Source organism: Streptomyces sp. RKAG293, from assembly GCF_023701745.1.
In the GTDB taxonomy this organism is placed as follows: domain Bacteria; phylum Actinomycetota; class Actinomycetes; order Streptomycetales; family Streptomycetaceae; genus Actinacidiphila.
This window is the reverse complement of record NZ_JAJOZB010000001.1, coordinates 5,622,814-5,647,476: the sequence shown is the minus strand read 5'-3', so window position 1 is coordinate 5,647,476 and position 24,663 is coordinate 5,622,814. Positions and strand designations below refer to the sequence as shown.

General features: G+C 70.8%; 18 protein-coding genes and 1 pseudogene. 10 read left to right on the top strand and 9 right to left on the bottom strand.

The window, feature by feature from the left end:
* Positions 1-4 precede the first annotated feature (4 nt).
* Positions 5-967 (bottom strand): hypothetical protein, encoded by a 963-nt coding sequence (locus LNW72_RS25335; protein ID WP_250977473.1) that lies wholly within the window; start codon positions 965-967, stop codon positions 5-7.
* Positions 968-1,187: 220 nt separating this feature from the next.
* On the opposite strand from LNW72_RS25335, the pseudogene LNW72_RS25330 reads away from it, so the two are divergent.
* A pseudogene (locus LNW72_RS25330) lies at positions 1,188-2,770 on the top strand (chitinase).
* Positions 2,771-2,841: 71 nt separating this feature from the next.
* On the opposite strand, the gene LNW72_RS25325 reads toward LNW72_RS25330, so the two are convergent.
* Both LNW72_RS25325 and LNW72_RS25320 read right to left on the bottom strand, forming a co-directional pair.
* The gene (locus LNW72_RS25325) at positions 2,842-5,511 is read right to left on the bottom strand and encodes a YfhO family protein (RefSeq protein ID WP_250977472.1); all 2,670 of its coding nucleotides are present in this window, start codon (positions 5,509-5,511) and stop codon (positions 2,842-2,844) included.
* Positions 5,512-5,660: 149 nt separating this feature from the next.
* Positions 5,661-6,161 (bottom strand): hypothetical protein, encoded by a 501-nt coding sequence (locus LNW72_RS25320; protein ID WP_250977471.1) that lies wholly within the window; start codon positions 6,159-6,161, stop codon positions 5,661-5,663.
* Between the two features lie 94 nt (positions 6,162-6,255).
* Between LNW72_RS25320 and LNW72_RS25315 the strand changes: the two genes are divergently transcribed.
* From LNW72_RS25315 to LNW72_RS25305, 3 genes are all read left to right on the top strand, one after another.
* Positions 6,256-6,558, top strand: coding sequence for a hypothetical protein (locus LNW72_RS25315; RefSeq protein WP_250977470.1), 303 nt, complete (start codon positions 6,256-6,258; stop codon positions 6,556-6,558).
* A gap of 111 nt (positions 6,559-6,669) precedes the next feature.
* On the top strand, positions 6,670-7,971 hold the full coding sequence (locus LNW72_RS25310; protein ID WP_250977469.1) for a hypothetical protein: 1,302 nt from the start codon (positions 6,670-6,672) through the stop codon (positions 7,969-7,971).
* On the top strand, positions 7,968-8,642 hold the full coding sequence (locus LNW72_RS25305) for a hypothetical protein (protein ID WP_250977468.1): 675 nt from the start codon (positions 7,968-7,970) through the stop codon (positions 8,640-8,642). Before LNW72_RS25310 ends, LNW72_RS25305 begins: the two co-directional genes overlap by 4 nt.
* 43 nt (positions 8,643-8,685) lie before the next feature.
* Here the strand turns inward: LNW72_RS25305 and LNW72_RS25300 are convergent, their stop codons facing one another.
* From LNW72_RS25300 to LNW72_RS25285, 4 genes are all read right to left on the bottom strand, one after another.
* Positions 8,686-10,122, bottom strand: coding sequence for a gluconate:H+ symporter (locus LNW72_RS25300; RefSeq protein WP_250980305.1), 1,437 nt, complete (start codon positions 10,120-10,122; stop codon positions 8,686-8,688).
* 212 nt (positions 10,123-10,334) lie between these two features.
* Positions 10,335-10,769, bottom strand: coding sequence for a RidA family protein (locus tag LNW72_RS25295; RefSeq protein WP_250977467.1), 435 nt, complete (start codon positions 10,767-10,769; stop codon positions 10,335-10,337).
* On the bottom strand, positions 10,766-11,527 hold the full coding sequence (locus tag LNW72_RS25290) for an IclR family transcriptional regulator (protein ID WP_250977466.1): 762 nt from the start codon (positions 11,525-11,527) through the stop codon (positions 10,766-10,768). The genes LNW72_RS25295 and LNW72_RS25290 overlap by 4 nt, the downstream gene beginning before the upstream one ends.
* Entirely contained in the window at positions 11,524-12,594 is a 1,071-nt protein-coding gene (locus tag LNW72_RS25285) for a sugar kinase (protein ID WP_374117420.1), read from the bottom strand. The genes LNW72_RS25290 and LNW72_RS25285 overlap by 4 nt, the downstream gene beginning before the upstream one ends.
* A gap of 333 nt (positions 12,595-12,927) precedes the next feature.
* Between LNW72_RS25285 and LNW72_RS25280 the strand changes: the two genes are divergently transcribed.
* Positions 12,928-14,205, top strand: coding sequence for an amino acid deaminase (locus LNW72_RS25280; RefSeq protein WP_250977465.1), 1,278 nt, complete (start codon positions 12,928-12,930; stop codon positions 14,203-14,205).
* 64 nt (positions 14,206-14,269) lie between these two features.
* Positions 14,270-15,889, top strand: a complete 1,620-nt coding sequence (locus LNW72_RS25275; RefSeq protein ID WP_250977464.1) for a D-aminoacylase — start codon at positions 14,270-14,272, stop codon at positions 15,887-15,889.
* A gap of 9 nt (positions 15,890-15,898) precedes the next feature.
* On the opposite strand, the gene LNW72_RS25270 is transcribed toward LNW72_RS25275, so the two are convergent.
* Positions 15,899-17,785, bottom strand: coding sequence for a P-loop NTPase fold protein (locus LNW72_RS25270; protein WP_250977463.1), 1,887 nt, complete (start codon positions 17,783-17,785; stop codon positions 15,899-15,901).
* 89 nt (positions 17,786-17,874) lie between these two features.
* Between LNW72_RS25270 and LNW72_RS25265 the strand changes: the two genes are divergently transcribed.
* On the top strand, positions 17,875-19,089 hold the full coding sequence (locus LNW72_RS25265) for a pyridoxal phosphate-dependent aminotransferase (RefSeq protein WP_250977462.1): 1,215 nt from the start codon (positions 17,875-17,877) through the stop codon (positions 19,087-19,089).
* Positions 19,090-19,302: 213 nt separating this feature from the next.
* Here LNW72_RS25265 and LNW72_RS25260 read toward each other — a convergent pair whose 3' ends face one another.
* Entirely contained in the window at positions 19,303-21,114 is a 1,812-nt protein-coding gene (locus LNW72_RS25260; protein ID WP_250977461.1) for a phosphoenolpyruvate carboxykinase (GTP), read from the bottom strand.
* Between the two features lie 273 nt (positions 21,115-21,387).
* Between LNW72_RS25260 and LNW72_RS25255 the strand changes: the two genes are divergently transcribed.
* From LNW72_RS25255 to LNW72_RS25245, 3 genes are all read left to right on the top strand, one after another.
* Positions 21,388-22,086 (top strand): hemolysin III family protein, encoded by a 699-nt coding sequence (locus LNW72_RS25255; RefSeq protein ID WP_250977460.1) that lies wholly within the window; start codon positions 21,388-21,390, stop codon positions 22,084-22,086.
* Positions 22,087-22,342: 256 nt separating this feature from the next.
* On the top strand, positions 22,343-23,971 hold the full coding sequence (locus tag LNW72_RS25250) for a DHA2 family efflux MFS transporter permease subunit (RefSeq protein ID WP_250977459.1): 1,629 nt from the start codon (positions 22,343-22,345) through the stop codon (positions 23,969-23,971).
* A gap of 5 nt (positions 23,972-23,976) precedes the next feature.
* Positions 23,977-24,639, top strand: coding sequence for a TetR family transcriptional regulator (locus tag LNW72_RS25245; protein WP_250977458.1), 663 nt, complete (start codon positions 23,977-23,979; stop codon positions 24,637-24,639).
* The last annotated feature ends 24 nt before the right edge of the window (positions 24,640-24,663 follow it).

Below are 24,663 nucleotides of genomic sequence, written 5' to 3'. Positions count from 1 at the left end.
AGACCTATCGCTTATGGGGTTCGAGCTGGGGGCGGTTGGGGGTGGGCAGTTCCCGCGACGGCGGTTCCTGCCGCTGGTGCTGCGGCTGGTACTGCGGCGGGCGCTGCTGCTGCGGCCGGCGTAACGGCTGCTCCCGGGCCGCGACCTGCTGCGTACGGTCGGAGCGGTCCGAGGAGCGGTCCGAGGAGCGGTCGCCCCGGTCGGAACGGTCGCCGAGCCGCGTCGAGCAGAAGAGGCACTGGTCGCCGATCACCTCCAGGCCGCACCACGGGCAGGTGTCCCGGCGGACCGACGTGACCAGTTGGTACAGGATGCCGATGTCCGCGATGTACGCGGTGAACTCGACGAGCCGGCCGGTGCCCCACCAGCGCGCCGAACCCTCCGGCAGCGGCACCTCGCGGATGTGCTGGGTGCGCCAGGCGGCGGCGAGCGGGCCGGTGACCCAGCCCGCGTCGAGGCCGTGCCCGGCGACCGCGAGCTGGGTGAGGAAGCCCGGCCCCGGCGGGACGGCGTCAGGACCGGCCTCGGACAGCCCCGGCTCCGGGTGGGCCATGACGGCGAAGTGCCGCCCGGGGACGAGGGACTTGAAGTGCTTGCCGACGGTGACCGGCACCCGGTCGAGCTTGCTGACCGAGCCGAGCAGGGCGCCGGAGTACAGGTAGTACGAGAGCAGCCGGGCCGCGCCCGCGAGTACACCGGGGCCCAGGTCGGTACCGGCCAGCTGGCGCAACTGCTCCGCGAGCAGCGCGGCGGCCAGCGGCGGCAGATCGACGGGGACGATCGCCATCCGGTCCGCCTCGAGCGCGGCGCGCACGGTGTGCAGCCGGCGCCGGCCGGGGTCGGCGGGATCGGGCGAGGCGAGGGCGATGAGGTGCCCGTAGGCGTCGAGCGCGGCGGAGGTGCGCGCGACATGCTGCTCGAGCGGAAGCGCGAGATCGTCCGCTGTGACCGTTATGACGCTCGACATCCGCAGCCCTCCTGTCCTGCGCAAGGACCGTTCACCCGCCGGATCGCGTGCGCCAGCCTATCGATGTGTAGCGGAATGAGTGCGGAAAGTCGCGGATCAGGATCGGTAAACGCCTGGATGCGCCCCATGAACGAGTGGTGAAGGCCAGAGGTCTTGACAACCCGATTGGTCTGGACCAACTTGGTCACACGCAGGGCACGCCGCACGCCGCCCAACCCTCATGCGCATTTCCCGTCACCCCCCAACTCCTTGCCCCCAGGAGGCAGTCGTGGAACGTGCATCGCATGCTTATCGGAGACCGAAGGTCGCGCGAACGGCCCTCGCCACCGTAGGGGCCGCCTCGCTCGTGGCCGCCGGCTTCGCGATGGCCGACGTCGGGACCGCGCAGGCCGCCGACACCAACCTCGTCAGCAACGCCGGTTTCGAGAGCGGACTGTCCGGCTGGACGTGCACGGCGGGCAGCGGTGCGGCCGTCTCCAGCCCGGTGCACGGCGGGTCCTCGGCCCTCAAGGGCAGCCCGAGCGGCTCCGACAACGCCAAGTGTTCGCAGACCGTGAGCGTCAAGCCCAACTCCGCGTACTCGTTGAGCGCCTGGGTGCAGGGCTCGTACGTCTACCTCGGCGCGAGCGGCACCGGCACCTCGGACGTGTCGACCTGGACGCCGTCCGCCGGTTCGTACCAGCAGCTGAGCACCAAGTTCACGACCGGCGCGAGCACCACCTCGGTCACCGTCTACCTCAACGGCTGGTACGCGCAGCCCGCGTACTTCGCGGACGACGTCGTCCTGACCGGTCCCGGCGGCACTCCCACGACGCCCCCGACGACCCCGCCCACGACGCCGCCGACCACCCCGCCGACGACTCCCCCACCACACCCCCGACCACGCCTCCCACCACCCCGCCGACCACGCCCCCGGCCGGCAGCCTGCCCAAGCACGTCCTCACCGGGTACTGGCAGAACTTCAACAACGGCGCGACCGTCCAGACCATCGCCCAGGTGCAGAACCAGTACGACATCATCGCCGTCTCGTTCGCCGACGCGTCCGGCACGCCCGGCGGGGTCACCTTCAACCTGGACCCGGCGCTGAACTACTCCGTCGCCCAGTTCAAGGCCGACATCGCGGCGAAGCAGGCGGCCGGCAAGCGGGTCGTCATCTCCATCGGCGGCCAGAACGGCACCGTGTCGATCAACGACTCCGCCTCCGCCACCAACTTCGCCAACAGCGTCTACTCGCTGATGCAGACCTACGGGTTCAGCGGCGTCGACATCGACCTGGAGAACGGGCTCAACTCCACCTACATGTCGCAGGCGCTGCGCAGTCTGAGCAGCAAGGCGGGTTCCGGCCTCATCATCACGATGGCGCCGCAGACGATCGACATGCTCTCCCCGTCGAGCGACTACTTCGCCACCGCGCTCAAGATCAAGGACATCCTGACCGTCGTCAACACCCAGTACTACAACAGCGGTTCGATGAACGGCTGTGACGGCGGCGTCTACTCGCAGGGCTCCGTGGACTTCATCACCACGCAGGCCTGCACGGTCATCCAGGGCGGGCTCGACCCGTCCCAGGTCGGCCTCGGGCTCCCGGCCTCGACGAGCGGCGCCGGCTCCGGCTACGTCGACCCGTCGGTGGTCAACAACGCGATCGACTGCCTGACCAAGGGCACCGGCTGCGGCACCTTCAAGCCGGCCACCAAGTGGCCGACGCTCCGCGGTGCGATGACCTGGTCGACCAACTGGGACGCCAAGAACGGCAACCAGTGGTCCAACTCGGTCGGCGCCCACGTCCACGCCCTGCCGTAACGCCTGAATCACCCACCGCATGACTCACCGCGCCCCCCGGGACGGCTCACAGCCTCCCGGCGGGCGCGGTGTCATGCCGCGGCCGCCGCGGTGTGACGGCGTCTGCGCGACCACCACCGGTACCCCGCCAGTGCGCAGAGCCCCAGCGCCGCGGCGCCGCCCACCGCGGACCCCGCCTTCAGCCCCGGCGGGGTGAAGTCGCAGCTGATGGTGCGCGACGTGCCGTCCAGCGGGACCGACAGCAGGCCCAGGTGGTTGCCGGCCGGCCTGGCGGCGCCGCCGCCCGTCGAGCAGCTCCATCCCTCGATCGCCGGGGCGGCGATCACGGCGACACCCGTGCTGCCGGGCGGCAGCTCGGCGGTCAGACGGCTGCCGGACACCGACACCCGCGTCGCGCCGGTGGCCTTCAACTCGGCCACCCGGGCGGCGAGTTTCACCGGATCGAGGCAGCCGATCGGCTCCTTGGGCAGCGCACCGGCGCCCAGCGCTATCAGGTCCACCCGCACATCGCCGGAGGCCGGCACCGTTCCCATGGGCTGGACGGTCGCGCGGTTCTGCGGCGGGCGGGCGTCGAAGCGCACCCCGTCCGACACCCCGCGCAGCCCGCCCTGGCCGGCGAAGTCCGGTACCGAGAGGAACACTTCGCTGCCCGCCGGGCAGTGCGCCCGCAGCACCTGCGTGGGCCCGCTCTTCCCCGCCTCGCGCGCCCTGACCCCGTACTGGCCCTCCAGCGTCAGCTTCGGCACAGTGCCGTCGGCGTCGCGTATGTCGACCCGCGGAACCGTGTAGACGCTCGCACCGAGCAGCGCCTCCTGGTTGCGGAACGTGTTGTCGCCGTAGGACCGCGGTCCGCCGGCCGGGCGGACGGTCACCAGCGGGGGAACGTCCATCCGTGAGACCGACACCGTCGTCGTGTACGGGCCGCGCAGCGGGTGCCGGAACGGGTCCTGGTTGGAGTGCAGCCGGGCGCCGACCGAGAAGATGGCGTCCGTGACCGGGCCGTCGATACTGCGCGGCGACCGGCCGCGCGAGGAGTAGCCGCCGCCGAGCGCGGTCAGCGTGCTCGCCCAGACCTCCGAGGTGAGGCTGCTGTAGTACTGGGCGCCCTGCCCGCCGACGACCAGCGGATCGTTGCCGACCGTCTGCCAGAGACCGGGATCGGTGCGGTACGCGGGCCAGCCGTCGGACCGCGAGACCGCGGCGCTCTGCACGTCCTGCCGCTGGCTCCACGGCCCGTAGTCGTCGAGCCGCCCGAGCCGCGCCTTGTCGTAGGACGCCTCCGAGACCGCGGACTCCGCGACCTGCGCGCCCACCAGCAGCGCGGCGGCCAGCACCGGCGCCCAGCGGGCGGTGAGCCGCCGGGCCTCCACCGACCGCAGCAGCACCAGGCTGCCGAGCACGGCCGTCAGGGAGAGCGCCAGCAGCGGCACCGTCCAGGACTCCGTGACGACGCTGGTGCTCCCGATCGCGGTCACCAGCACGAGCAGCCCGACGCCGCCCAGCAGCGGCTTCAGCCGCGGCACGCCCTGCGCGAGGGACAGCCAGCCGGCGATGACCAGCACCCCGCAGAGCACGAACGTCTGCCGGTAGGAACTGCCGTTGGGCGTGGCGAACGCGTGCCAGGCCAGGTGGGTGGGCTTCCACTGCATGGACAGCAGGACGATGAGAACGAGCGCGCTCCAGCCGGCCCGCTCCCGCCGGGCGACCGCCGCGTTGAACGGCAGGGTCAGCGCGAGCAGCAGCGCGGCCGTGCCGACCCAGACGGCCGGGGTCCCGAAGGTGTACGTGCCGGGCAGCAACCGCGCCAGCACATCGGGCATCGCGGCCGGCGCGAACTCGTTGACGCGGCCGGGGTGCGCGAGCTTCGTCGCCTTGAACACGACGAGGATCAGCGGCGCCGCCAGCCCGATGCCGAGCAGCGTCGCCAGCACGGCCCGCCCCAGCACGGCGAGCTTGCGCCGAACGTCCTCCCGGCCGAGCAGCAGCCGCAGCAGCAGGACGAGCGCGGCGCCGATCGTCGCCATGTACGCCGTGTAGAAGTTGGCCGTCCAGGCGAGGGCGACGACCAGCGGCCCGAGCACCGGGCGCCGGTTCGTCAGCGCCCACTCGCCGACCAGGCACAGCAGCGGGAACGCGATGAGCCCGTCCAGCCACATGAGGTTGTACGACGCCTCGGCCATCGACCAGCCGCACAGCGCGTACGAGGCGCCGAGCGTCCCGGCCGTCCACCAGCGGCCCTTGCGGAGCGTCAGCAGCAGGAACGCCATCGCGGCGCCCGCCGACGCCATCTTCAGCACCGTGATCACGTACACCGCGAGGTCGATCTCGTCCCGCGGGAAGAGCCCGACCAGCAGCGCGAAGGGACTGCTCAGATACGTGCCGAAGTCGGGGAGGAAGCTGGAGCCGTACCCGGACTGCCAGTTGACCAGCAGCCCGCCGTCGGCCCTGCCGTGCAGCAGGTCCCACAGGTGCGCGTGGAACGGTACGAACTGGTTGCCCAGGTCGCTGACGCTCCGGCTGTGGCGTCCGAACGGAAAGGTCGTCGCGACGGCGTCGCCGACGCAGAACGCCAGGGCTGTGATCAGCGCGGCCAGGGCGGTGGCACGGCGGCGGATGTGCGGTGCTGGGGCGGTCCCCCGGTCCCCGGTCCCGGTGGTGGTGGTGCTGGTGTCGCTGGTGTCGCCGGCATCACTGGTGGCGCTGTCACCGGCCCCTTTCAGGGCGGCTTCCTTCGTCGGCATGGCTTCCTCCGAAGGGGACGCTAACCTGCCGGAAGCCCGGATGCGCCCCTTGACCCGAAGTGCCCGTTCACCCGACGCCTCTGCTTCAGTGGGTGTTCATCGCGCGTTCCGTCGGCGCGGGGAACCGAAGAACGCCGGGACGTCTCCGGTCAGCCGGTCCGCGGCGAATCCGACACTTCCGACCAGCGGAAAGTCCCCATCACGGCGTCGAAGAGCTCCACCATCAGATCGGCCAGCCGGGGCTCCGCCACGGCCGTCGGCGTCGAGAACGCGGCGGCCAGACAACGCCCCGGGACATCCGGGACGGGCAGCACGTAGTCCACCCGCCGGGCCTCGCCCACGACGTACTCCCGCCGCTCCTTCCTGCCGCCCACCGCGAGCTCCGACACGACGAACGACGCAGGGACCGGGGCGGCTCCGCCGCGCGGCCGTACGGGGAGGTAGAGGTCGAGCCCGGCGCCGTCCCGGCGCGCCCGGACGGCCAGCTCCCGCAGCCGGCCCTCCAGCCGGACCCGCACCTGGGCCACCGCGTCCCCGCGCGAACCGTCGAAGGCCGTCGTCACGATCCCCCGGATCGCGTCCTCGGTCCCCTCCCGCAACGGAATCCGCCCCCAGCCGGGCGGCAGCACCAGCCGGTATCCGCCAACCATCACAACTCACCCTGTTCCGTCTCCGGTTCATGCCTGTGACCTATGCCCGGACAGATCGTTCCACAGGCACACAACCCCACAGGAGTCCGGACACATGTCCAACACATGCACCAGCACTGCCGACTTGAAGGTCGACGGCCGCCTCCTCGACGCCTCGGAGCACTCCCTCAGCTCCATCCGCACCGCCCTCCAGCGCTGCCCCGCCACCCAGGACGCCCTCGCCCACGCCGTCGGCGCCCCCCGCATGGCCGAGGTCATGCACACCTTCGCCGACAACTGGAAGGACAACCGCAAGGAGACCCTCTGGAACCTCGGCCAGGTCCTCAACCTCGTCCGCGGGACGAAGGCGGCCTTCGCCGCCGTCGACCGCGACCTCGCCGCCCGAGCGAAGGGCTGAGCCCTCCCGATGCCCCACCGCCCCCGCGACTGGCACCCCCTGCGCACCGAGGACCGCTACGCCGACCCCACCCCCGGCTCCCCCGCCGACATCCGCACCGGCCGCCGGACCATGACCGACACCGCCATCGAGATCCGCACCCAGATCACCCGGCTCCGCGCCCTCGCCGACGGCACCGGCCTGAAGGGCGAGTACGCCGACGCCCTCCAGGACGGCGCGGACCGTCTGCGCGACAAGCTCGGCAAGGTCGCCGACCGCTACGAGGCCGTCGCCGTCAAGGTCTCCGCCTGGGCCGAAGCCGTCGAGGACGCCCAGCACCAGACCGTCGCCGCCTACCGCGCCGCCACCGCCGCGCACGACCTCATCACCCCGCTCGACGCCCTCCCCGAAGCCGATCTCACCCCCACCCAAAAGAGCGACCTCGACCACGCCCGCGCCTCACTCATCCGTGCACAGGCCGCCTTCGACGGCGCCGTCGGCGACTACGAGACCGACGCCCGCCGCCTCTCCGGCGCCATCGAGGACCTCCTCGACGACTCGCTGGAGGACTCGTGCTGGAGCTGGACCTCCAACCTCCTCGAACGGAACGCCGCCTGGATCAACGAAGCGCTCGAGATCATCGGCTGGATCGCCACCGTCGTGGCCATCGCCGCCGTCCTCATCGCCTGCGCCCCCACCGCCCCCGCCTGGCTCGCCCTCGCCGCGTCCTGGGCCATCGCCGGAGCCGAAGCCGCCACCTACGGCACCGCCCTCATCCACACCGCCCTGGCCGCCACCGGCAACGGCACGTGGGCCGACGTCGGCCTCGACATCGTCGCGATCCTCACGCTGCGCATGGGCAAAGCGGCGGAACAGGGGGTGACGGCGGGCGTGGACGCCACGCGGGTTGCCTCCCGGCAGGCGGCGAAGGACGCCGTGTCGGCGGCCCGGGCCGAACAGAGCGGGGCCCGGCAGGAGATCGCGCGCGAGCTGCGTAATCGGAGCATTTCGAAGCCGCGACGGCAGTTCCTGGAGGGCCAGTTGAAACGAATGAACGCGCGGGCCCGCGCGGCGGCGAAGTACCCGTCGCAGCACGAACCGGAGGTGTCGGCGGCCGACGTATTCAACGCAGGCGGATCACGAGAGTCCGCAGTTTCTCGAAAGATCAATGCGCATGAACTCGCGAAGCATGCTGACAACCCTGCGGTGCAGGAGGTGACACGGCGTGTCGAAGGCCACGCAGTGAGGAACCAGCAAGCATTCGTGGTGGGTTCAACAGCCGACCTGGCCGATAAGAGCCTCGGTAGCAGCGGCATCTTTGAGAGGAAGCCGAGCGTGACGTCTTACGACGACGCAAAGAACTCCTTTCGCTTTCAAACCAGTTGGCTCGATCCCGACATCGCGCCGCCGATCAACGCGGGAGCGAAGACATGAGCTGGGTCGATATCTACTACCCGTTGGACCGGTGGGCCGACATCACGCCGCCCGCTACCTGGTCCGACGATTCCTGGGGAACTCGGGACATGTGGGCCCGATCGACTGCCGAGACGGTCCTGCTGCTGCGTGGACAACCTCATAGCTGGCTAGCGAATCGGCGCTTGGTGAAGAGGCTTCTCCGGGCCTACGACGTCTACGCCAAGCAGCCGCTCGGAAAGCACACCTATATCCACCTGGGGAACCTGCGGCAACTGCCGCTACCTGTCACCGTCTCCTACGGCCCCGCCGAAGGCGATAAGCCCGGCGCGCTGCGGCGCCTAGTCCGCGCCCAGGACCCCGAACTCCTCCGTCCACCCCAGGTGGACACCTTCCACGCCGGCCACCTCGGCGAGGGCCTAAGAGCCCTGGGGCATGTCGAGCTCGACGACAACGACATCGTCGCCAACCTCTGGTACGCCTTCCGCGACGAGCACCACTCCGTAGACGTCGTCGTGTTCGCGTCGACCGGGGATCTCGTGCGGCTCGGGGAGGTGATGCCGGACATCGACGCGCTCGTGCACGGGATCAAGGTGCGGGCGGATGACGAGGACGGGTGGTGGGCGGGGGTTTCCGACGACATTCCCGTCGACGCCAAGTCCGACGCCGCCACCGACGCCGGCGGCAGCTGACAAGGGTGGCCGGCCCCGCCGGGCCGGCCACCCCCACGCGCGCCTAGATAACAAGGCTCAGCGAGGCGGCCACCGCGAAGCCCGCCACCGAGAGGACGGATTCGAGGACCGTCCAGGACTTGAGGGTGTCGCGTTCGGAGATGCCGAAGTACTTGGAGACCATCCAGAAGCCGCCGTCGTTGACGTGTGAGGCGAAGATGGAGCCGGCGGAGATCGCCATGATGACCAGGGCCAGGTGGGCCTGGGAGAAGTCGCCGGCGGAGAGCATGGGGGCGACGATTCCGGCGGTGGTGACGATGGCGACGGTCGCGGAGCCCTGGGCGACGCGGAGGACCACCGAGATCAGCCAGGCCAGGACGATGATCGGCAGGCCGGCGCTGTCGAAGGCGTCGGCGAGCGCCTGAGCGACCCCGCTGCCCTTGAGGACGGCGCCGAAGACACCGCCCGCGCCGACGACCAGCAGGATGTTGCCGACCGGCTTGAGCGAGGCCGTCGAGACGGTCTCGAGGGACTTGCGGGACCAGCCGCGGCGGATGCCGAGCAGGTAGTAGGCGAGGAAGAGCGCGATCATCAGGGCCACGAAGGGGTGGCCGAAGAACTCGATGACCGAGCGGCCGGTGCTGGGGTCCAGGGCGATGGAGGAGAACGTCGCGCACAGGATGAGGATGAGCGGGGTGCCGATGATGGCGAGGACCGTGCCGAGCGAGACGGGGGTCTCGACGGGGGTGACGCCCGCGGCCTGCTGCTCGGCGGCGACGGCGGCCTTGGCCTCGTCGGCGGCGTCGACCATGTCCTGCGGGACGGGGACGAAGATGCGGTTCCCGATCCAGGCGGCGTAGACCCAGGCGGCGATGACGGACGGGATGCCGACCGCGGCGCCCATCAGGATGACCCAGCCGAGCTGGACGTGCAGCAGGCCGGCCGCGGCGACCGGGCCCGGGTGCGGGGGCAGGAAGGCGTGGGTCATGGAGAGGCCCGCGAGCAGCGGCATCGCGTAGAGGACCATCGACTTGCCGCCGCGCTTGGCGGCGGCGTAGACGATCGGCGCGAGGACGAAGATGCCGACGTCGAAGAAGACCGGGATGCCGAAGATGAGGCCGGTCAGACCCATCGCGAGCGGGGCGCGCTTCTCGCCGAAGGCGTTGAGCAGGCGGGCCGAGAGGGCTTCGGCGCCGCCGGATATCTCCAGGATCGCGCCGAGCATCGTGCCGAGCGCGATGATGATCGCGATGTGGCCGAGGGTGCCGCCCATGCCGGTCTCGATGAGCGAGGTGGCGCTGGACTTCTGGACCGTGCCGAAGAGTTCGGTGACGGACAGGCCCGCGGCGAGGCCGACTGCTATGGAGACGCCGAGCAGGGCGACGAACGGCTGGACGCGCGCCTTGATGATGAGGACGAGCAGCAGGCCGATGCCGAGGGCGGCGACGGTCAGCAGTCCGGCCGTGCCGTGGATCAGCAGCAGGAGGCCGCCGGTGTGCATCGTCGGTGGTGGGTCTGCCGCGAGGGTGGCGAGCGATGAGAACACGTGGGGACTCCGTATTCGGGGGAGGGCAGGGGGGACCGCGGCACGGCGCCCGTGGTGCGGGCGCCGCGCCGTGCGGCGGCTGAGGGTTGGTGGTGCGGTGCTGCAAGGAGACCTGTGGTGTCAGGGGGTTCGGGGGGATGAAGGGTGGTGGGGGGATCGGGGGATCGTCAGCCGAGGACGGCCAGCGCGTCGATCTCGATCAGCAGGCCGGCGGGGAGGCCGACGTAGACGGTGGTGCGGGCCGACGGCGCTTCCTTGAGACCGGCGAAGTACTCGTTGTAGATCTCGTTGAACTCGGCGAAGTGCGCGGTGTCGGTGAGGTAGACCCGCGTCATGATGACGTCCTCCCAGGAGGAGCCGCCCTCTTCGAGGATCGCCTTGACGTTGGCGAACGTCTGGAGGGTCTGTTCGCGGAGCGTCGGGCCGGCGGGGGTCGGGGCCTGGCCGTCCACGGCGGGCAGGAAGCCGACCTGGCCGGCGACCTGGAGCAGGTTCCCCTTGCGCACGCCGTGCGAGAACCGGGCGGGCGGGGTGGTGTGGGTCGCCGGGGTGATGGCGGTCTTCTGGAGGGCGGACTCGTGGGTCCGGGAGTTGTCGCTCATGGGGTGTCCTTCGAAACGGTGTTTCCTGAGTACTCCCGGCTGATGGCCTCCGCGGTACGGAGGATCAGCGGGCGCAGTTTGAGCAGTTCGTCGGCGGTGACGACGACGTTCGGCGCGGAGACGGACATCGCCGCGGCGATCCTGCCGTCCGCGCCCCGGATGGGGGCGCCGACGCAGTTGATGGATTCCTCGTGGCCGCCGAGGTCGGTGGCCCAGCCCTGCTCGCGTACCCGCAGCAGCTCGGTGAGGAAGGCGGCCGCGTCGGGTGTCGACCTGGCCGTGTACTTGGGGTATTCGAGGCGCTCGGCGATGGAGCGGCGCTCGGCCTCGGGGAGGTCGGCCAGGAGCAGCTTGGCGACGGCGGCGACGGTGATCGCGACGGGCTTGCCGATCCGCGAGTACATCCGGACGGGGTAGCGGCTTTCGACCTTGTCGATGTAGACGACCTCGCCCTCCTCGTAGACCGCGAGGTGGATGGTGTGGCCGATCTTCTCGTTGAGGGCGAGGAGGTGCGGGTGGGCGATCTCCCGGACGTCCAGGGTCTCCATGGCCTGCTGGGCGAGGGCGAAGAGCCGGGCGCCGAGCCGGTAGCGCTGGTCCTCCTGGCGGTAGACCATGCCGTGTTCGTGCAGGGTGCGCAGCAGCCGGAGCGCTGTGGACTTGTGGACGTCGAGGCGGGTGGCGACCTGTTCGAGGTTGGCGGGCCCCTCCGCGAGCAGCGGCAGGATGCGCAGCGCGCGGTCGACTGTTTGGCTCATCTGTCCTTCTCCGTCCGTCCGGCCCGATCCGTCTGTCCGGCCCGATCCGTCTGTCCGAACCGATCCGACTGCCGGACCCGATGCGACTGCCCGACCGGTTCCGGCTGTCCGGCCGGTTCCGTGCCGCCAGCCCGATCCGTCCATCCGGGGCCCAGCCGCAGTGTCCCCCACGCGTCCTCTCCGAGGGCGACAAGGGCGTCGGCGTGGGCGCGCGCGGGCGGTGTGCCGAGGTCGCCGGGGACGGTGAGGGCGGCGGCGGCCATGACGTGCCCGTGGCGCAGCCGGTCGGCGAGGGGCAGGCCGCGGAGGGTGGCGGAGAGGAACCCGGCGGCGAAGGCGTCGCCCGCGCCGACGGGTTCGACGACGTCGACGGCGAGGGCGGGGACGAAGGTCGCGGTGTCACCCGTGAAGGCGGTGGCTCCCGTGCTGCCCTGCTTGACGACGAGGACGGCGGGCTCCGGGAGCGCGGTGCGGATGGCGGCCGCGTCGGCCAGGCCCCAGGCGTCCTGGGCCTCGTCCTCGCCGACGAAGACGATGTCGCAGCCGCGGGCGAGTTCGGCGAGCAGCCAGGGGTCGTCGCCGGTGCCCCAGAGGGCCGGGCGGAAGTTCACGTCGTAGGAGACGAGGGGCCGGCCCGGTTCACGGGTGACGAGCGAGCGCATCAGGGCGCGGCACTCGGGCGACAGCGCGGCGGTGATGCCGGACAGGTGCAGGATGCGGCCGGACCAGGCGTCGCGGCGGTGCACGGTCTCCGGGGACATGGCGGCGGCCGCGGAGCCGGCGCGGTAGTAGAGCACGGCGGTACGGTCCGCCAGCTGTTCCTTGAAGTAGATGCCGGTGGGGCGGTCGGCGTCGCGCTGGACGGCGGTGACGTCGACGCCGGTCGCGGCGACGGCGCGGAGCAGATGGTCGCCGAAGCCGTCGCCGCCGACCCGGCTGATCCAGCGGGCGCTGTGACCGGAGCGGGCGAGGGCGCAGGCGACGTTGGACTCGGCGCCGCCGATCCCGCGGTGGAAGGCGGGGACGTCGGCGAGGCTGCCGGGCTGCGAGGGCACGAAGGTGACCATGGATTCGCCAAGGCACGCTACGTCGAACTGCGGGCCGCTCGGGACTGCGGTCACGGTCGCTCTCGCTCCTCATGGGGCTGTCGGGTGGGCTTTCGGTCGGTTGCTGTCCGGGGTGTCGGACGGTTGCCGCCCGGGGTGTCGGACGGTCACTGTCCGGGCCGACGGACGGTCGCCGTCCGGGCCGGCCGGCGGGTGCTGTTCGGTTCGGGCGGTGCTTCACACACCGTTGACCCGGTGCTTGCCGGGATGTTAGACAGCAGGAAGCAAGACATGCAATGGACGTTGCACATGTTGCAACGCAAAGATCCGCGCAGAGATTCTCCAGGAGGTTCCATGGACGTCGCGAAGACGACCGAGCGGCTGCACGAGGAGCGGGTCGGCCACCGCTTCAAGGGCCTGCCGCCGGACGCCGCGGAGCTCACCCTCGGCGAGCTGGCGGCCGAGCGGCGCTCGCTCTTCGACGGCGGCTTCACCACTCCGGTGCTCACGCTGTCCGCCATGTCCCTGGAGCACAACCTCGCGCTGATGGAGAGCTACTCCGAGAAGTACGGCCTCGCCTTCGCCCCGCACGGCAAGACGTCCATGGCTCCGCAGCTCTTCGCCCGCCAACTCGCTTACGGCGCCTGGGGCATCACGGCCGCCGTCCCCACGCAGGTCCGGGTCTACCGCGCCTTCGGCGTCCAACGCATCTTCCTTGCAAACGAGTTGGTCGACGCCGCGGCGCTGCGCTGGCTCGCCGCCGAGCTCGCCGCCGACCCGGACTTCCGCTTCGCCTGCTACGTCGACTCCGTGCGCGGCGTGGAACTGATGGACGCGGCGCTGGCCGATGCCACCCGCCCCGTCGACGTCGTCGTGGAGCTGGGCGAGCAGGGCGGCAGGACCGGCGTACGCGGTGCCGCGGCCGCCACCGAGGTCGCCGACGCGGTCGGCGCAGCCCGCCATCTGCGGCTCGTCGGAGTCGCCGGGTACGAGGGCGAGATCCCCGTCAAGACCCAGGAGACCGTCCGGGACTGGCTGAACCGGCTCGTCGCCCTCACCCGGGACTTCGACGCCGCCGGGCGCTTCGCGGACGCCGACGAGATCATCCTCAGCGCGGGCGGCAGCGGCTGGTTCGACACGGTCGCCGAGGTGTTCCAGCCGGTCGGGGCGACGGACTTCTCGAAGCCGCTGCTCAAGCTGCTGCGCTCCGGCGCCTACATCACCCATGACGACGGCCACTACCGCGAGATCACCCCGTTCCACGACCGCATCCCCCAGGAGGGCGCCCTCCAGCCCGCGTTCCGGCTCTGGGCCCAGGTCGTCTCCAAGCCGGAAGGCGCGCTCGCCTTCCTCAACGCCGGCAAGCGCGACGCCTCCTTCGACCTCGGACTGCCGGAACCGCAGGTCGTCCGCGGCACCGACGGCGCGCTGCGGCCGGCCACCGGGCTGACGGTGACGGCCCTCTCCGACCAGCACGCGTTCGTCGCCATCGGGCCCGGCGCCGGTCTGGAGATCGGCGAATGGGTCGGCCTCGGCCTCTCCCACCCCTGCACGGCGTTCGACAAGTGGAAGCTGCTGCCGCTGGTCGAGGCGGACGGCACGGTCACGGACTACATCCGCACCTTCTTCTAAACCCTTCGAAGCCTTTGCGCCCTTTCGCCCAGTCCAGCAGGCCGAGCACAGGAAAGGCACCGGCATGGATCTCGTGTTCCGCGACGTGAGCGTCATCGACGGAAGCGGGGAGGCCGCCTACCGGGCCGACGTCGGCATCGACGGGGGCCGGATCTCCGCGATCCGGCGCGAGGACGCAGCGCGGTTCGGGGACATCCGGCTGACCGGAACCCGCGTCGTCGATGCCGGCGGCCTGGCCCTGGCCCCGGGGTTCATCGACATGCACGCGCACAGCGACCTGGCCCTGCTGCGGGACCCCGACCACTCCGCGAAGGCGGCGCAGGGTGTGACGCTGGAGGTGCTGGGGCAGGACGGGCTGTCGTACGCGCCGGTCGACGACCGCACCCTCGCCGAGGTCCGCGCGCAGATCACCGGCTGGAACGGCGACGGCTCGGACATCGACTTCGACTGGCGCAGCGTCGGCGAGTACCTGGACCGGCTCGACCGGGGCATCGCGGTGAACGCCGCCTATCTCGTCCCGCAGGGCACCGTCCGGATGCTGGCACTGGGCTGGGAGGACCGCCCGGCCACCGCGGCCGAGGTCACCACGATGAAGCGGCTGGTGGCGGAGGGACTGGAACAGGGCGCCGTCGGGCTGTCGTCCGGGCTGACGTACACGCCCGGGATGTACGCGTCGGACGCCGAACTCACCGAACTGTGCCGGGTGGTGGCGGCGTACGACGGCTACTACTGCCCGCACCACCGCTCGTACGGGGCGGGCGCGCTCCAGGCGTACGAGGAGATGGTGGCGCTGACCCGGGACGCCGGCTGCGCCCTGCACCTGGCGCACGCCACGATGAACTTCGGCGTGAACAAGGGAAAGGCGCCCGACCTGCTGGCCCTGCTGGACCGGGCCCTGGACGCCGGCTCCGACATCTCGCTCGACACCTACCCCTACCTCCCCGGCTGCACGACGCTCGCGGCGATGCTGCCGAGCTGGGCGACGGAGGGCGGCCCCGAGGCGACGCTCGCCCGGCTGCGGGACGACGTGACGGCGGAGAAGATCCGCCACGTCATGGAGGTCGACGGGGCGGACGGCTGTCATGGCGTGCCGATGGACTGGGCGACGATCGAGGTCTCCGGGGTGAGCGATCCCGGACTCGCGGGCTGCGTCGGCAAGACCATCGCGCGCAGCGCGGCCGAGCGCGGCGAGGAGCCGTTCGTGACGGCCCGGCGGCTGCTGATCGACGACCGGCTGGGGTCGACGATCCTGCAGCACGTCGGCCACGAGGAGAACGTCCGGGCGATCATGCGGCACCGGGTCCACACGGGTGGCAGCGACGGCATCCTGATGGGCTACAAGCCGCATCCGCGCGCGTACGGGACCTTCCCCGAGTACCTGGGGAAGTACGTGCGCGAGCTGGGCATCCTGTCCCTGGAGGAGTGCGTCGCCCACCTCACCTCCCGCCCCGCCGCCCGGCTGCGGCTGCCCGACCGCGGCCTGGTCCGCGAGGGCTACCGCGCGGACCTGACGCTCTTCGACCCGGCGACGGTGGCCGCCGGCTCCACCTTCGACGCCCCCCGCGTCCTCCCGACGGGCATCCCGCACGTCCTCATCGACGGCCGCTTCGTCATCGAGGACGGGCGGCGCACGGATGTCCTGGCGGGCCGCTCGGTGCGGCGGGAACGGTCCGTGGGGCTGTGACGGGCGCTTTCAGCCGGACCTGGCGGCGCGCTCGCGGCTGAGCTGGTGCAGGGCATAGGACACGTCCTCGAAGTTGGCGGTGACCTTTTCGACGCCCAGTGCGGACGCCTGCCTCTCCCGCGCCGGAGTGACCCGATCCGTGAAGAAAATCACCGGTCCGGTGTAGACAGCACTCCTCCGCAGCCGGGAGACGTACTCGAATCCCGCGTTGGCGTCGTCTCCACGCTGGACGTTGGAGATGAGCAGCGCCGGTTCGCGGACGGCGAGCTCAGCGGAGGCCAACCCCTCGTCGGCGACCTGCCACACCTCAGCTCCGAACCTGGTCAATCTGGCGGACTCCTCCACGTTGTTCTGCGGATGGTCGTCCAGCCAGATGACATACATCCCTGCGAACGGGATGTCGGGCGGCGGTTCCGGCTGCGCCGACGGCCGCTGATAGGCCGGTTGCTGATAGGGGATCGGGCCACCGTGCATGCCGTACTGCGGCATGTAGGACGCGTACGGGTCGTCGCTGTTGAGCGGCGGCGGCGGAGGTAGCTGCGTGAGGCTTCTTTCCGGTGCGCCCTGCCGCAACTGCCGCACCAGTTCCCTGGACTCCGGCAGCGCCATCAGCTCCCCGATCAGCGAGATGAACGCCGGATCGGCGGCCAGCCCCGGGAAGCCGACGGGCAGTTGCTGCTCCAGTTCGGGCAGCAGGCCCGGCCTCCACTCCGTCTGGCCGGGCGGCAGCGGCCGCACGTCATGGGCGATGAGGAAGGGATTGAAGTCGGACCGGTCGTCGGCCGGGCCGCGCAGCGCCCGCCGCAGCTCGGCGTACGTCCGGAACTCGGTGACCACATCCCCGTCCGGAGCCCCCGAAGGCGTCGTCATCATCCGGTAGAAGTCGGGATAGAAGTACTGGATGAGCAGCGTTCTGATCACGCCGCCCGGCCCGAAGTCCCGCCACATCGGGTTGAGGGTGGCTTCCAGGACGAAGCCGTTGACCAGCCGTTTGATGCGGCGCGGGTTGCGGGCCGAGCGTTCGATGAGGAGGTCGGTCAGGCTCGCGTCGAGGTAGCGGCTGATGCCGGCGGTCTCCGCGCACCAGCGGACGTACTCCTGGGTCCCCTCGCCGTCCGTCACCGGGATGCGGTAACTGGTCTGGAAGATTTTTTCCATGAACGCGGCGGCGGCGGGCGACATGTCGCGCAGCAGTCCGTTCGGGGCCATCGCGGAGCGGTCGCAGCCGATGACGAAGGCGAGGCCCGGCACGTCCAGATAGATCTTGGCCGCCTCGCAGACGGCGAGGACGGTCTCCTCCGAACAGCGGTCGAGGTCGTCGATGAAGACCACGAGCATCCGCTGGTCCTGGAGCCCGGGGCCGGCGTCCGCCCAGTCCCTGACGAGCTCTCCGATCACGTCGCGCATGTCGTTGCGGGTCTTCGCGTCGACGTTCATCGAGTTCCACAGCTCGTCGGTCATCGCGGCGATCCCCAGCGGGCCGGCGACCACCAGACTCAGCGCGCGCAGCACCCCGAGCAGCGAGCGGTGCCGGGTGATCCGGTGCAGGCCGCGGCGCAGCACCCGTTTGTCGAAGCCGGTGAGGACGGACTTGATCAGCCCTTCGAGGGCGTCGTCGCCGGTGGAGGTCCAGGCGTTGTACCAGACGGTCTGCACGCCGGGCGCCGCGCTCAGCCGGGCGTCGACCAGCCGCATCAGGCTGCTCTTGCCCATCCCCCAGCCGGCGTCGACCGCCAGGGTGAACGGTGTGGAGCCCCGTGAGGCGACGAGCAGTCCGGCCAGTTGTTCCGCGACGCGTCCCGCGCCCAGCAGATCGCGTCCGGTGGCGGACACCGGCTCGTCGTTGAGGAGGGAGTACGGCAGCCATGAGGAGTGCGGAGAGTAGGGCGACACCACCGTGCCAGTGTGGCAGGGCGGCCTCCGGCCGTCCCGACGTGGCGAAAAACACCGGGCGGGCAGCCGTACGCGCCCGTAAGGTGACGGGCATGCAGCAGGTGATCCAGTCCACGAAGCTCGCGAATGTCTGTTACGAGATCCGGGGCCCGGTCCTCGAAGAGGCGATGCGGCTCGAGGCGGCGGGCCACCGCATCCTCAAGCTCAACACCGGCAATCCGGCGCCCTTCGGTTTCGAGTGCCCGCCCGAAATCCTTGAGGACATGCTGCGCACCCTGGGCGACGCGCACGGCTACGGCGACGCGAAGGGCCTGCTCTCGGCGCGCCGGGCGGTGATGCAGCACTACCAGACGAAGGGCATCCCGCTGGATGTCGACGACGTCTACCTCGGCAACGGCGTCTCCGAGCTCATCCAGATGTCGATGCAGGCACTGCTCGACGACGGTGACGAGGTGCTGGTCCCGGCGCCCGACTATCCGCTGTGGACGGCCTCGGTCTCGCTGGCCGGCGGCACCGCGGTGCACTACCGCTGCGACGAGCAGGCCGACTGGATGCCGGACCTCGCCGACATCGAGCGCAAGGTCACCGACCGCACCAAGGCCATCGTCATCATCAACCCGAACAACCCGACGGGTGCGGTGTACGACGACGAGATGCTCCGCGGCCTCACGGACATCGCCCGCCGCCACAAGCTGATCGTCTGCTCCGACGAGATCTACGACAAGATCCTGTACGACGGCGCCACCCACACCCCGACCTCGGCCATCGCCCCCGACCTGCTGACGCTGACGTTCAACGGGCTGTCGAAGGCGTACCGGGTGGCGGGGTACCGCAGCGGCTGGATGGCGGTGTGCGGTCCCAAGTCCCACGCCTCCAGCTACATCGAGGGCCTGACGATCCTGGCCAACATGCGGCTGTGCGCCAACATGCCCGCCCAGCACGCGATCGCCACCGCGCTCGGCGGCCATCAGTCGATCAACAGCCTGATCCTGCCCGGCGGCCGGCTGCTCGCGCAGCGCGACGCCGCGTACGACGCGCTCACCCAGATCCCGGGCGTCACCTGCGTGAAGCCGAAGGGGGCGCTCTACCTCTTCCCCCGGCTCGACCCGAACGTCTACAAGATCAAGGACGACCGGCAGATGGTCCTCGATCTGCTGCGCGCCGAGAAGATCATGGTCGTGCACGGCACCGGCTTCAACTGGCACGAGCCGGACCACTTCCGCATCGTGACACTGCCGTACGCCGACGACCTGACGGAGGCGTGCGCGCGCATCGCCCGCTTCCTGGACGGCTACAGCCAGCCGTAACGCTCGCGCTGGCGGCAAGCCGGAAACGACCCGGGGGCCCGGTCACGACGTGAGTCGTGACCGGGCCCCCGGTCGTGAGGGTTGGCGTCGGTCCGCCTGACAGACGTTCTTGGTCGGGGTGCCTGCCGGGCGGCCGAGCCGCGCCATCGGGCGGCCCGCCCGCATCGCACATGCGGACGGGCTGCCCGAGTTCTCGTGGAGCCGACTGTCAGGTCAGCCGAGGCGGGCGACCAGCGCGCGGTATTCGTCCCACAGTTCCTTCGGCGTGTGGTCGCCGAAGGTCTCCAGGTGGGCGGGGATCAGGCCGGCCTCGTCGCGCCAGACGTCGAGGTCGACGGAGAGCAGCAGGTCCAGGTCCTCCTGCGAGATGTCGAGCCCCTCGGTGTCGAGGGCGCCCGCGGCCGGGAGGATGCCGATGGGCGTCTCGACGCCCCCGCCCTCGCCGTTGAGGCGCTCGACGATCCACTTCAGGACCCGGCTGTTCTCGCCGAAGCCCGGCCACACGAAGCGGCCGCCGGCGTCCTTGCGGAACCAGTTGACGTAGTAGATCTTCGGCAGCTTGGCGGCGTCGGCCTGCTGGCCGATCTTGATCCAGTGGCCGAAGTAGTCGCCCATGTTGTAGCCGCAGAACGGCAGCATGGCGAACGGGTCGCGGCGCAGCTCGCCGACCTTGCCCTCGGCGGCGGCGGTCTTCTCCGAGGCGATGTTGGAGCCGATGAAGACGCCGTGCTGCCAGTCGAAGGACTCCGTGACGAGCGGCACCGCGCTGGCGCGGCGGCCGCCGAAGAGGATCGCGGAGATCGGGACGCCCTTGGGGTCCTCCCACTCGGGCGCGATGGTCGGGCACTGCGAGGCCGGGACGGCGAACCGGGCGTTGGGGTGCGCGGCCGGGGTGCCGGACTCCGGCGTCCAGTCGTTGCCCTTCCAGTCGATGAGGTGGGCCGGCGGCTCGTCCGTCATGCCCTCCCACCAGACGTCGCCGTCGTCGGTCAGGGCGACGTTGGTGAAGACCGTGTTGGCGTACATGGTCTTCATGGCGTTGGCGTTGGTGTCGTCGCCGGTGCCGGGCGCGACGCCGAAGAAGCCGGCCTCGGGGTTGATCGCGTAGAGCTGGCCGTCCTCGCCGAAGCGCATCCAGGCGATGTCGTCACCGACGGTCTCGACGGTCCAGCCGGGGATGGTCGGCTGCAGCATCGCGAGGTTGGTCTTGCCGCAGGCGGAGGGGAACGCGGCCGCGATGTACTTGGCCTCGCCGGTCGGCGGGGTCAGCTTGAGGATCAGCATGTGCTCGGCGAGCCAGCCCTCGTCGCGGGCCATGACGGAGGCGATGCGCAGCGCGTAGCACTTCTTGCCGAGCAGGGCGTTGCCGCCGTAGCCGGAGCCGTAGGACCAGATCTCGCGCGTCTCGGGGAAGTGCGAGATGTACTTGGTGGTGCTGCACGGCCACGGCACGTCGGCCTGGCCCTCGGCGAGCGGCGCGCCGACGGAGTGCACGGCCTTGACGAAGAAGCCGTCCTCGCCGAGGTCGTCCAGGACGGCCTTGCCCATGCGGGTCATGGTGCGCATGGCGACGGCGACGTACGCGGAGTCGGTGATCTCGACACCGTTGGCGGAGAGCGGGGAGCCGACCGGGCCCATGCAGAACGGGACGACGTACATGGTGCGGCCCCGCATGGAGCCGCGGAACAGGCCCTGCTCGCCCGAGAAGATCTCGTGCATCTCCGCGGGGGCTTTCCAGCGGTTGGTCGGGCCGGCGTCCTGCTCACGCTCGGAGCAGATGAACGTACGGTCCTCGACCCGGGCCACGTCGGTGGGGTCGGAGGCGGCGTAGTAGGAGTTCGGGCGCTTGTTGGGGTCGAGCTGCTTGAAGGTGCCGTTCGCCACGAGGTCGTCACAGAGGCGCTGGTACTCGGCCTCCGAGCCGTCGCACCACACGATCTCGTCCGGCTGGGTGATTTCGGCGATCTCGCCGACCCAGGCGATCAGGTCCTTGTGATTGGTGGGAGCCGCAATTTCGCGCGCCACGATCGCTCCGTCCCGCCGAATTTGCACAGATTCGGCGTAAGATTTGAGGGTTTTGCGGACTCTAGTCCTGCTGTCCGCATGGTGGAACTACCTCGGCCCCTTGGGGGCTGCGACCCGGACGCCACGTGGCCGCTCATCCGGTGCCGACCTCACTCATATGAGTGTCGGGGGAGAAAACCCGATCTGTCCAGGGCGCGAAGGGTGAGCATCGCCACTTCCACCTGCCATACCTACGGTGCCGTAACCTACGGTCCCGTAGGTAGCATTGACGCTATGGACCCCGTCGAGGAGACTTCCGCTGTGTCTCAAGCCGTAGAAGAGCTCGACCCGCCCACCCTCTTGAAGCCGTTGCTCAGAGGGTGGATTCATGCCGGTATGTTCCCTGCGGTGCTGATCGCGGGAGTGGTGCTGACCGCCTTCGCGGAGAGCACCCGGGGCCGCATCGCCTGCGCCGTGTTCACCGTGACCGCCTGCGCGCTGTTCGGCGTGAGCGGCCTCTACCATCGCGGAAACTGGGGCCCGAGAGGTGAGGCGATCCTGCGTCGCCTGGACCACTCCAACATCTTCCTGATCATCGCGGGCAGCTACACGCCCCTCGCGATCCTGCTGCTCCCGCCGAACAAGGCGACCCCGCTGCTGTGGTTCGTCTGGGCGGGCGCGCTCGCCGGCATCGCCTTCCGCGTCTTCTGGGTCGGCGCGCCGCGCTGGCTCTACACCCCCTGCTACATCGCGCTCGGCTGGGCGGCCGTCTTCTTCCTCCCGGACTTCCTGCGCACCGGCGGTATCGCGGTGCTGGTCCTGGTGGTCGTCGGCGGACTGCTGTACAGCGCGGGCGGCGTCATCTACGGCCTCAAGCGGCCCAATCCGTCACCTCGCTGGTTCGGCTTCCACGAGGTGTTCCACTCCCTGACGCTGGCGGCCTTCGTCATCCACTACGTCGGGATCTCGCTGGTCGCGTACCAGCACGCGTAAGCGGGACGGGGTCTGGACTCCGGCTCATGCCCCGCTCAAGGCACCGCCCAACGACCCGCCCCAGACTCACGTCAGGCGCCCGCGACCGATCCGGTCGCGGGCGCCTTTGCGTACCCGGTTCCGCGTAGCCGATTCCACGTACCCGGCTCCGCGTCCCGGTGCACAGTGGCGCGCACATCTGAATATTGACAGGCCCCATCTTTTGCGAGTTACTGTCACTTGATAGCAACTCTTAAAGATTTGACGGAGGAGTGTCATGACCGCACAGCTCGACCCCCGGCGCTGGTGGGCGCTCGGCGCCATGGTCGCGAGCATGCTCGTGCTCGGCTTCGACATGACGATCCTGAACGTGGCACTGCCGACGATGGCCGGCCAGCTCGGCGCCACCACCGGCGAGCAGCAGTGGATGGCGGACGCCTACGTCGTCGTCTTCGCGGCCCTGATGCTCCCCGCCGGACTGCTCGGCGACCGCTTCGGCCGCCGCAGGATGCTGGTGACGGGCCTCGGGATCTTCCTCGCCGGCTCGCTCGTCGGCTCGCTGGCCACCAGCGTCGAACCGGTCATCGCGGCCCGCGCGGTCATGGGCATCGGCGGCGCGCTGGTGATGCCGCTCGCCCTCGCCGTACTGCCGTCGCTCTTCGCGCCCCAGGAGCGCACCAAGGCGGTCGGCATCGTCACCGCCGCCTCCGCGCTCGGGATGCCGCTCGGCCCGATCATCGGCGGCTTCCTGCTCAACCACTTCTGGTGGGGCTCGGTCTTCCTGATCAACGTCCCGATGGCCGCCCTCGGGATCATCGCCTGCGTCTTCCTGCTGCCAGAGACCCGCGACCCGGCGTCGCCCCGGGTCGACGCGGTCTCCACCGCGCTCACCGCGGCCGGTCTCGGCGCACTGATCTACGGGATCATCGAGGCGCCCGCCCGCGGCTGGTCCGACCCGGTCGTGGTGGGGATGCTGGCCGGGGCCGCCGTGCTGATCGCGGCCCTCGTCCTGCGCGAGCGCCGGATGGTCCGGCCCATGCTGGACATGACGCTGCTCGGCCACCGCCCGTTCCTGCTCAACACGCTCGCCGCGACCCTCGGCATGTTCATCTTCTCCGGGCTGATGTTCGTCCTCCCGCCGTATCTGACGGCGGTGCTCGGCAACGACGCCTTCGGCACCGGCCTGCGGCTGCTGCCGATGATGGGCGGCGTGATGTTCGCCGCCAAGGGCAGCGCCCCCCTCATCCAGCGGTTCGGGGCCCGCGCGGTGATCAGCGGCGGGCTGGTGGTGCTCGCCTTCGCGGCGTTCCTCGGCAGCCGCACCACGGTCGACACCGGCTACGGCTTCACCGCCCTGTGGCTGTCCATCGTGGGATTCGGCTTCGGCTTCGCGGTGGTCCCCGCCATGACGGCGGCGCTCAGCGCACTGCCCGCGGACCGGGCGGGCAGCGGCTCGGGACTGCTGAGCACCGTCCGGCAGGTGGGCGCCGCGATCGGGATCGCGCTGCTCGGCTCGCTGCTCGTCGGCGCCTACGCCGACCGGCTGCCGGCCGGGGCGCCGCACGCCGCCGCCGACTCCGTGGTCGCGGCCCACGTGGTGGCCGGCAGGCTCGGCGACACCCGCCTCGCGGCCGCGGCGGACGCCGCGTACGTGCACGGCATGTCGACGGTGCTGCTGGTCTGCGGCCTCACCGCCCTCGTGGCGGCACTGCTCACCGCGACGCTGCTCCCCAGGACCGGTGCCGACGCCGGCACCGGGTCCGGTGCCGGTGCCGGTGCCGGAACGGAAGGCGCGGCGGGTGCCGAGACGGTTACCGAGGCCGGTACCGCGGCGGGTGCCAAGGCCGGAAACGCATCCGGGGCCGTACCGCCGGTGGCCGCGCTGCCGGCCGATGCCGGACAATGACCGGCATGTCCGCACGTACGACGGCCGCCACGACCACCGCCCCCGCCGGCACGCTCTCCGGCGCTCCCACCGGCACGCCGAAGATCGGCCTGCGGGAGCGGAAGAAGATCCAGACCCGCCAGGCGATCCGCCGGGCCGCGTACCGGCTCTTCGACGAGCAGGGCTACGACGCCACGCCCGTCGACCGGATCGCCGAGGCCGCCGACGTCTCCCCCAGCACCGTCTTCCGGTACTTCCCCACCAAGGAGGACATCGTCCTCACGGACGAGTACGACCCGCTCATCGAGGCGGCGATCCGGGCCCGCCCGGCCGACGAGTCCCCGCTCCAGGCGATCCGGTACGCCTTCGTGGAATCGCTCCGTGCCATCTGCGAGGACCCGCAGGAGCGCGCGGACCTCAGCGCGCGGGCCAAACTGCTGCGGGACGTGCCGGCCGTCCGCGCCCGCTCGATGGAGAGCATGTCGGCGACCGGCCGGATCCTCGCCGGCGTCCTCGCCGAGCGCACCGGCCGCCCGGTGGACGACCTGGAACTGCGGATCTTCACCGGGGCGGTGCTCGGCGCCTTCCAGGAGGCCACCATGCACTGGGGCGAGCACGACCAGCAGGGCGAACTCCTGGACGTCGTCGAACGCACCCTGGACGTGCTGGAACGCGGCCTCACCCTCTAGAACCTGTCCGGCCGATCTTGAACG